This window comes from Lysobacter sp. 22409, assembly GCF_052045105.1.
Taxonomy (GTDB): domain Bacteria; phylum Pseudomonadota; class Gammaproteobacteria; order Xanthomonadales; family Xanthomonadaceae; genus Lysobacter; species Lysobacter antibioticus_B.
The window spans coordinates 1-8,447 of the sequence record NZ_JBQEOE010000085.1; the positions used below are offsets into that span (position 1 = coordinate 1).

General features: G+C 66.9%; 7 protein-coding genes. All 7 read left to right on the forward strand.

Annotation, left to right across the window (positions count from 1 at the left end):
* Positions 1–458 precede the first annotated feature (458 nt).
* Positions 459–1,634 carry a phosphoglycerate kinase gene (locus tag ACTJJK_RS22730; protein ID WP_223620264.1) on the forward strand — a complete coding sequence of 392 codons (1,176 nt, stop codon included), beginning with the start codon at positions 459–461 and terminating at the stop codon, positions 1,632–1,634.
* A 2-nt stretch (positions 1,635–1,636) separates the two neighbouring features.
* Positions 1,637–2,284, forward strand: a complete 648-nt coding sequence (locus ACTJJK_RS22735; protein WP_440731322.1) for an HAD hydrolase-like protein — start codon at positions 1,637–1,639, stop codon at positions 2,282–2,284.
* Positions 2,285–2,793: 509 nt separating this feature from the next.
* On the forward strand, positions 2,794–3,015 hold the full coding sequence (locus ACTJJK_RS22740; protein ID WP_031374090.1) for a DUF6289 family protein: 222 nt from the start codon (positions 2,794–2,796) through the stop codon (positions 3,013–3,015).
* 148 nt (positions 3,016–3,163) lie between these two features.
* A complete protein-coding gene (locus tag ACTJJK_RS22745; protein WP_152566412.1) occupies positions 3,164–3,382 on the forward strand; it encodes a DUF6289 family protein in 219 nt (72 codons plus the stop codon).
* 194 nt (positions 3,383–3,576) lie between these two features.
* Complete coding sequence (locus tag ACTJJK_RS22750) at positions 3,577–4,443, forward strand: PhzF family phenazine biosynthesis protein (protein WP_440731323.1); 867 nt, start codon at positions 3,577–3,579, stop codon at positions 4,441–4,443.
* A 492-nt stretch (positions 4,444–4,935) separates the two neighbouring features.
* Positions 4,936–6,372, forward strand: coding sequence for a collagen-like triple helix repeat-containing protein (locus ACTJJK_RS22755; protein ID WP_440731324.1), 1,437 nt, complete (start codon positions 4,936–4,938; stop codon positions 6,370–6,372).
* A 174-nt stretch (positions 6,373–6,546) separates the two neighbouring features.
* The gene (locus ACTJJK_RS22760; protein ID WP_161786168.1) at positions 6,547–8,253 is read left to right on the forward strand and encodes a ShlB/FhaC/HecB family hemolysin secretion/activation protein; all 1,707 of its coding nucleotides are present in this window, start codon (positions 6,547–6,549) and stop codon (positions 8,251–8,253) included.
* The last annotated feature ends 194 nt before the right edge of the window (positions 8,254–8,447 follow it).

Sequence of the window (8,447 nt, forward strand, 5' to 3'; positions counted from 1 at the left end):
ATTTTTCGATAAGACGTCCCTGTCTTATCGAAAAACGGCGCACGTCCTGTGCGCCGCCCTCCGGGTCTACTGTTGACCGGCAAAGCGGCAAAACAGATCAAAATCTCGGCAACGGCAACGGCAACGGCAACGGCAACGGCAACGGCAACGGCAACGCGGTCGCTCTTGGGTAGGAGCGGCGTCCTACTGGATTTCCTTCGGTCACAAGCCGCGACCGGACCACTTCGATCTCGCCTCGCGACCAAATCGACACCGAGCACAGGCCCGGCCACCTCCCCATACCAAACCGTTTCCACCCCAATAAACCCCCGCCAATGCCTCCGTTCAGACACGAAGGTTTATTTCGTCCCCCCGCGCCGCGACAATAGCCACCCCGGCGGCGGCTCCCCGAACCAGCCGCGCCCCCAGTTCCACTCGTCCCCAGCCATTCCATCCCCCGCATCGCCTCAGGAGGCCCCGTGCCCATCGTTCGCATGACCGATCTCGATCTCGCCGGCAAGCGCGTGTTGATCCGTGAAGATCTCAACGTCCCCATCGACGATGGCCGCATCACCTCCGAACTGCGCATCCTCGCCGCGCTGCCGACGCTGAAGCTGGCATTGGAGAAGGGCGCGGCGGTGATGGTCACCTCGCACCTCGGCCGCCCCAAGGAAGGCCAGTGGAGCCAGGCCGATTCGCTGGCGCCGGTGGCGCAGCGCCTGTCGGAACTGCTCGGCATCGAAGTGCCCTTGATCAAGGATTGGGTCGGCGGCGTCGAGGTGCAGCCCGGTCAGCTGGTGTTGCTCGAGAACTGCCGCATGAACATCGGCGAAGGCAAGGACGACGAGGCGCTGTCGAAGCAGTACGCCGCGCTGTGCGACGTGTTCGTCATGGACGCCTTCGGCACCGCGCACCGCGCCCAGGCCTCGACCCACGGCGCGATCCGTTTCGCCAAGGTCGCCGCCGGCGGTCCGCTGCTGATGGCCGAGCTCGACGCGCTGGCCAAGGCGCTCGAACACCCGGCGCGTCCGTTGCTGGCCATCGTCGCCGGCTCCAAGGTGTCGACCAAACTCGAACTGTTGTCCTCGCTGGTGTCCAAGGTCGACCAGCTGATCGTCGGCGGCGGCATCGCCAACACCTTCATCGCCGCAATGGGCCACAGCGTCGGTAAGTCGCTGGTCGAGCCCGACCTGATCGACACCGCCAAGCAGATCATGGCCGACGCCAAGGCGCGCGGCGCCGACATTCCGGTGCCGACCGACGTCGTCGTGGCACCGGCGTTCGCCGCCGATGCACCGGCGACGGTCAAGGCCGTCGATGCGGTCGACGCCGGGGACATGATTCTCGACATCGGCCCCGACACCGCCGCGCGCTACGCCGAGCTGATCAAGAACGCCGGCACCGTGGTTTGGAACGGCCCGGTCGGCGTGTTCGAGTTCGACGCCTTCGGCCATGGCACGCAGACCTTGGCGCGCGCCATTGCCGCGTCGAAGGCGTTCTCGATCGCCGGCGGCGGCGACACCCTGGCGGCGGTCGACAAGTACGGTATCGCCGACGAGGTCAGCTATATCTCGACCGGCGGCGGCGCCTTCCTCGAGTTCCTCGAAGGCAAGGAACTGCCGGCGGTGACCGCGCTCAAGCAGCGCGCGGGCTGACCGTGGGCGCGCCGACCACCCTGTTCTTCGATCTCGACGGCACCCTGATCGATTCGGCCGAGGGCATCACCCGCAGCGTGTCGTACGCCTTCGAGCAGCTTGGGCATCCGGTGCCGTCGCAGGCGGAGTTGCGGGGCTGGATCGGTCCGGCCCTGCGCACCAGTTTCCTGCCCCTGCTCGGCGACGAGACCCGCGTCGAGCAGGCCGTGGCCTTGTATCTGGAACGCTATAGCCGCGAAGGCTGGACCGAGCTTTCGGTCTACGACGGCGTCGCCGAGATGCTCGACGCGGTCCACGGCGCCGGCCACCGCCTGGCCGTCGTCACCGCCAAGAACGAAGACAACGCGCGCAAGATCCTCGCCGGCCTGCCGTTCGGCGACCGCTTCGACGACGTCATCGGCTCCAGCCGCGACGGCCGCCTGACCCATAAGGTCGACCTGATCGCCGAAGCCTTGCGTCGTTTCGAACTGTCGGCGGAGCAGTGCCTGATGATCGGCGACCGGCGCATGGACATCGAAGGCGCGCGCGAGCACGGCATGCGCAACATCGGCGTGTTGTGGGGCTTCGGCAGCGAAGACGAACTGCGTGAAGCCGGCGCCCAGCACCTGGCCGCCGCGCCGGCGCAATTGCCGGCCTTGCTCGCGGCCTGAGGGCCGCCGCGCTGGCATCCGACGCGCGGCGGCCTTGGGGTAGGAGCGGCGCGAGCCGCGACCGCGCCGCCGCCCGTCGCGGTGCAAACGTCGAATCTCAAGTGTTTCGACGTAAGTGATGGGCATGGTTGCGCCGAAGCGCTCACGCTTGCATCGCCATCGGATCGATGGCGGTCGCGGCTTGTGACCGAAGGAAATCCAGTAGGACGCCGCTCCTGCCCAGCAGCGGCGCCGCTGTTGTCCACGCATCACTCGTTCGCGCAACGCGTCGTGCGCTGCACCATCGTCGCGGCTGAATGCGCCCCGGCGACCTCGCAGATTCGCTCCGTCGCGTCGCCGGGATTGCGATTGCCGGTGCTTTACGCAGCGGCAAAACGGCCAATAGCGATAGCAATCACGATTTCGATAAGTGGATACAAGCTCGAACCTCCGATCGTGCCGCTGCGCTCGCGCGCTGGCATAAGGTGCCCGAGCGGCGAATGACGCCGCGCAATCGGGAGAGAAATCGCATGCGTCGTATCGGATTGTTCGCTGCCGTCATGGCGGTGGCGATGGTGGGTGGCGTGTCGTTCAATGCACTGGCCTACAACTGGCAGGGCACCTGGTACTACTACAACGCCGAAGGCGCGCAGGTCGGCAAGTGGACCGCCGGCTGCGGCGCCGCCGACGGCCGTTGGGGCCAGACCACCGAGAACAAGCGTTTCGTGCAGGGCTGCGCAGCCGAAAGCTGAGGCGTCGCGCATACGGTTCGCGGCGTTCGCGCCGCAGGAAAGCTCCGGTCTTCCGGGGCTTTCCTCTTTGCGCGAACGTCGCGGGGTTTCCAGCGCTCCGGCGAGGCATGGCCCGACGGAGTACGAATCAAGCAAGGGGAGAACGACGATGCGTCTTATCGCAACTGCAGTGGCGGCGGTGGTGCTGGGTGGATTGGTGCTGGCCGGCAGCGTCAAGGCCGCGCCTCCGTGGCAGGGTTATTCGATTCTGTATTTCAACGAAGCCGGCGAAGAAGTCGGCGGCGCCGTCGCCAGCTGCGGCGGCCAGTACAGCTCCTGGGGCGAGAGCACTGCGATCTTCCAGAAGCGGACCTGGTTCTGCGATTGATCGCAGGCCCGCAACGCAAGGGGGCGGCCGTCTTGGCCGCGCCCTTGCGCTGCACCGTCGTCGCACCGCCTGCACGATGACATGCGCTTCGGCCGCATGGGTTCGACGCAAGCGGCGATGACTTCGCCGAGCATTGCGTCAATCGTGCCGAGGGCACATGAACGCATGCGCCGCGGGCTGTACGCTCGGCATCCATGAGCCTGCGCCGCTTTCTGCAACTCGATGTCTTCGCCCACCGCATCGGTGCGGGCAATCCGCTTGCGGTGGTGTTCGATGCGCAAGGCCTCGACAGCGAGGCGATGCAGTCGTTCGCGGCCTGGACGCACCTGCCGGAAACGATCTTCCTGTTGCCGCCCGACGAAGGCGCCGATTATCGGGTGCGCATCTTCACCCCGCGCCAGGAGCTGTCGTTCGCCGGTCATCCGAGCATCGGCGCGGCCTGGGCGGTGCTCGACGCCGGACGCGTGTCGCCGCGCAGCGAAGCCTTGGTGCAGCAGTGCGCGGCCGGACATTTGCCGGTGCGCATCGTCCACGACGCGAACGGTTTGCGGGTCAGCATCCGCACGCCGCGCGCGCAGCGTTGCGTCACCGCTCACGACAAGCAGGCCTTGCTCGACGCGGCGTTGGCCGGAGTGCCATGGGGGCCGCTGGTGCCGGCGCTGTGGGACAACGGACCGCGTTGGTGGGTGGCCGAACTCGCCGATGCCGCCGCGGTACGCGGCATGCGCCCCGACTTGGCGGCGATCCAGGCCCTGAGCGGCGAAGATGCGCTGGGGCTGGCAGTGTTCGCGCGAACCCAGGAGCCCGGATTCGCCTACGCGGTGCGGGCCTTCTGCCCGAGCGACGGCATCGCCGAAGATCCGGTGACCGGCAGCGCCAATGCGGCGATCGCGACCGCCTTGCTCGCCGCCGGCCGTATCGAGGTGGGCGATGCCTACCAGATCAGCCAGGGGCGCGAGGTCGGCCGCGATGGCTGCATCGAGATCCGCATCGACGACGAACGCGAAGTGTGGATCGGCGGGCGCGTGCAGGCGGTGGTTCGCGGCACGGTCGAGTGGTGAAACCCGTTCGTGCGTAGTTTTGCCTTACGCCGATAACGCTTACCGCGTAGTTGTCGGAAACAAGAAAAACGCGCGGCGGGCCTCGGTCGCGCTGCGTCGGCATGGTCGCGATGGCCTAAGGGCGGCGCCGCAGAAGACACGTTCGGGTTGTGTTTCTGGATTCGCGTTCAGGACGCTTAAGGGCATAACCGTACGGTTACGCAGGGTCTTGTCCGTTGTTGCGCCGGTCGCGCGTTTCCGCACTGATCGATGAACGAAAATCACCCTTTCTCACCCGTTTAACCGGCCATCGGAAATATGCGCACGTCGCTATATAAACGTGATGAAGGTCACATTTTATAAACGATGAATCGGAGCAGCCTTGACCCACTACACACCAGAACGGCAACTGTAAGTGTGATAGGGGAGCTTGCCGGTATCGCGACCTAGCGAACGCAGGCGTAGCGACACATTCGCGCACGAGGCAGCTCAGGCTGCATTCGGAGGAACGCAATGGAATCTCAAAGCATTCGTAAAGCCCTTTCCTACAGCCTGCTTGCAGCCTGCATCCTGACGGTCACGGTATCGACCACGGGTTGCTCGGGCTCGGGCGGCGTCAAATCGAGTTTCAATCCTAATCCCGGGGGGGGCGGCGACGAGGGTGGCGGTTCGGGCGGCGGCGGCTCAGGAGGCGGCGGCACGGGTGGTGGAGGTTCCGGCGGCGGTGGCTCGGGCGGTGGCGGCTCTGGCGGTGGCGGTTCCGGCGGTGGTGGCCCGGGCACTCCCGGTGGCCCCGGCACGCCTGGCGGTCCCGGCAATCCTCCCGGCAGCACCACCACTCCGCCCGGCGGCGTAGTCGGCTCGGTCGTCACCACCGGTGGCGGACTGATCAGCGGCGTAGGCGGCGCGATCAGCGGACTGGGCGCGCAAATCCCGAATCAGGCTCTGCTCGGCGGCAGCACTCCGACCACGCGGGGGCTGGGCACTGTGGTCGACGATGTCGGCGACACGATCACCGCGCTCGGTCAAGCGACCAGCAGCGGTCTCGGCCAGATCGGCAACATCTCCAATCCGGTCGGCACAACTGCGGCCGGCGTCGACAACGTCGTGGTCAACGTCGGTACCACCGTCGACGACCTCGGCAAGACGGTCGCGACCGTGGGCGCCTTCCAGGGCTCGCCGATCCAGCCCCTGACCAGCACCGCCGGTGCCTTGGTCTCTGGCGTCGGCACGCAGGTCAAAGGCTTGGCGCCGAAGGTCGGCGGACTGATCGAAGGTCCGAGCGGGCAGGCGCTGACCGGCGCGCTCAGCAACGTGCTGACCCCGGTTGCCGGTATCGGCCAAGCCAACGGCGGCACCGCGGGCGGCAGCGGCGGCAGCAACCTTGTCGCGAATGTCTCGCGTAGCGTGGGCGGCACGACCAGCGGCGTGGCCGCTGCGGGCGGCACGGTCGGCGCGCAGCTCAGCGGTCTTCCGATTCCGGGCGGCGCAACCGGCGTGCTCGGTGGCGCGGTACAGGGCGTCAGCGGCAACCTCGGCACGGTCGGCGCGGGCATCACCGCAGGCATGGGCAATGCCGGCAGCATCGCCAATCCGGTCGGCGTGACCGCAGCTGGCGTGACCAGCGGCGTCGCCGGTCTTGGCGGCACGGTCGGCGGCGTGGGCTCGGCATTGGCCAGCACCGGCGCTACCACGCCGTTGGCGCCGGTCACCGGCTTGGTCGCCGGCGCGGTGACCAGCGTCGGCGGTGGCGTGACCACGGTCGGCACGACGGCGACTGCAGCGGTCAATGGTCCTTTGCAGCCGGTTACCCAGGGGCTGAGCACGGTCGTCAACGGCGTGGCCGGGGCGACCGGGCTCAATGGCACCAGCACCGGCAGCGGCCTGCTCGGCGGCACCACCAACCAAGGTGGCCTGCTCGGTACCGGTCTGCTCAAGAAGAAGCCTTGAACGCAAGTTTGTGATGCAACGCGCGGGAACGGGCACAGGCCCGTTCCCGTCGCGCAACAACGGCGTATGGTGAACGCATGAGTCTTGGGGAGGCGCGTTCCGCCGCATGGCGGACGCGCCATTCCAATGCCGACCTTCCGCTGGATGGACCACGCTAAACGCAGGGGCGCGTGCATGCGAACAGGCCTTTCGGGAAAACGCTACCTACTCGCGCTGACGGTCACCGCGCTTTTGTATTCGACCTTGCCGGCGTATTCCCAGGATCGCCTGCCGACCGGCAACCCGCTGCAGACCCTGCCGCAGGCACCGTTGCCGAAGACCGACCCCAAGGTCAGCACCACGGTCGCACCGCAACAGAATCCCGAAATGGCTGCTTTGCTGGCGTTGCAACTCACGCCGAGCAAATTCGACGTGTCCGGCGTCAAGGCGATCCCGTTCGAGCAGGTCGCGGCGGTGTTCAGTCCGCTCGCCGGCAAGAGCATCACCGTCGCCGAATTGCTGCAGGCGGCCGAAGCCTGCAGCAAGCTGTATCGCGAACACGGCTACGCGCTGTCGTTCTGTTATGTGCCCACCCAGGATTTCGCCAATGGCGTGGTCCGCGTGATCGCGGTCGAAGGCTATGTCGCCGAGCTGCGCCTGAGCGGCAAGCCGGGCAAGCTCGAGCGCAAGATCCGCGCGATCGCCCAACACATCCTCGACGACCGGCCGTTGCGCCAGGCCACCTTCGAGCGCTACTCGCAGATCCTGGGCTTCCTGCCCGGCGCGAAGATGGCGATCAACGTGCCCGCGCCGACCACCACCGACGGCGCGACCGCGCTGGAGCTCAACGTCGGCGGCAAGCGCTACGATGCCACTTGGGCGCTGGAGTTCAACCATCCCGGCACCCAGGGGCTGATGAATCTGCAGCTCAATGCGCTGACGCCGCTGGCCGAACAGTGGACCTTGTCGACCCTGTATCCCGACGGTCGCGGCGACGAGCGTTTCTACGGCGCCGGCTATTCGCAGTTGTTCGGCAGCGACGGCTGGATCGGTCGTGTCGACGGCTCGCGTTATCGCGGCGAACCGGCCAGCCGTACGCCGCTGCCGGATTTCCTCGATCACCGCGTCGAACAGGACCGCCTCGCGTTCGCTGCGCGTTATCCATGGCTGCTGCGCAACGAGCGCTCGATCTTCATCGGCGCCGGCATCTACGGTGCCGATCAGGTCGATGCCTACCGCAACACTGCGACCGGTGCGATCCTGCAACAACGCTCCAAGACCCGCGTGTTGCAGGCGAGCTTGGATTACACCAAGGCCAAGAAGAACAGCGCTCGCCAAATCAGCCTGTCGATCGCGCGCGGCCTCGATGCCTGGGGCGCCTCGGCGAGCACGGTGACCAACGTCGCGGGCGTCGAATTCGCCTCGCCGAACGATGTTTCGTTTCGGCGCTACAACCTCGGTTACGCGCAGAGCCGAAGCTGGGCCGAACAGCGTTACCTCGCGATCCTGCGCGGCACCGCCCAGTACAGCCGCAACCGCTTGCCGTCGTCCGAGCAGATCAGCTTCGGCGCCTCGCGTTTCGCCTTGGCCTACGACCCGGGCGAAGTGTCGGCCGACAAGGGCTGGGGGTTGTCGCTGGAACTCAGCCGCAACTACCGCCCGCAGTCGCGCTGGTTGAAATCGGTGTCGCCTTACCTGGTGGTGCAACACGCGCAAGTCTCGATGACCGAAGGCCGCCCGCCGATCGACAAACTCGGCTCGGTCGGGCTCGGCATCCGTCTGTCCGACAACCGCCACTACAACGTCGATTTCGCTTACGCCCGACCGACCGCGGACCTGCCGCTGGAGGCCGACGACCGCAAGGCGCGCTGGAATCTGAGTTTCTCTTATCAGTTGCAGTAGCGGTGCGGGGCTGTGCGAGTCGTCCTCCTCTTGTAGGAGCGGCGTGAGCCGCGACCGCGGAGTCTCGACCTCGCGCCGATATCGGTCGTTGCCTTGGGGTAGGAGCGACGCGAGTCGCGACCGCGCAGCTCGGGGTTGCTGCGCACCTTGCCGCAGAGCGGTGAAGCAACATCTAAAGCTTCCGTCCGCTGACG